This window comes from Sedimentibacter sp. B4, assembly GCF_000309315.1.
GTDB lineage: Bacteria > Bacillota > Clostridia > Tissierellales > Sedimentibacteraceae > Sedimentibacter > Sedimentibacter saalensis.
Window position 1 is genome coordinate 1 of the sequence record NZ_CANG01000770.1, and the last position, 236, is coordinate 236.

At 69.1% G+C, this 236-nt stretch carries 1 pseudogene; it reads right to left on the reverse strand.

What is annotated here, in order from left to right:
* Window positions 1-127, reverse strand: a pseudogene (locus BN358_RS24300) (DUF948 domain-containing protein); the annotation flags it as partial.
* Window positions 128-236: the final 109 nt, after the last annotated feature.

The following is a 236-nucleotide window of genomic DNA, read 5'->3' on the forward strand; positions in this document are numbered from 1 at the left end:
GGTCCCGGACCGCGAGCCGCAGCTCTTCGAGTACCCGGCCCAGCTTCAACAGCGGGACGGCGCAGAACACGACGAACGCCACCGCGGCCACGGCCGCGATCAGGCCGGCGATCTCTCCGGCGGACATGGGCTACCTCGCTGTATCGGTATGGATTCGTACGGATGACCAGACTAGACGACAAGCGCCGCGGGCGCGTCAGCGACCGGGAGCGCGGAGTCTGGATCACCCGCTCCCC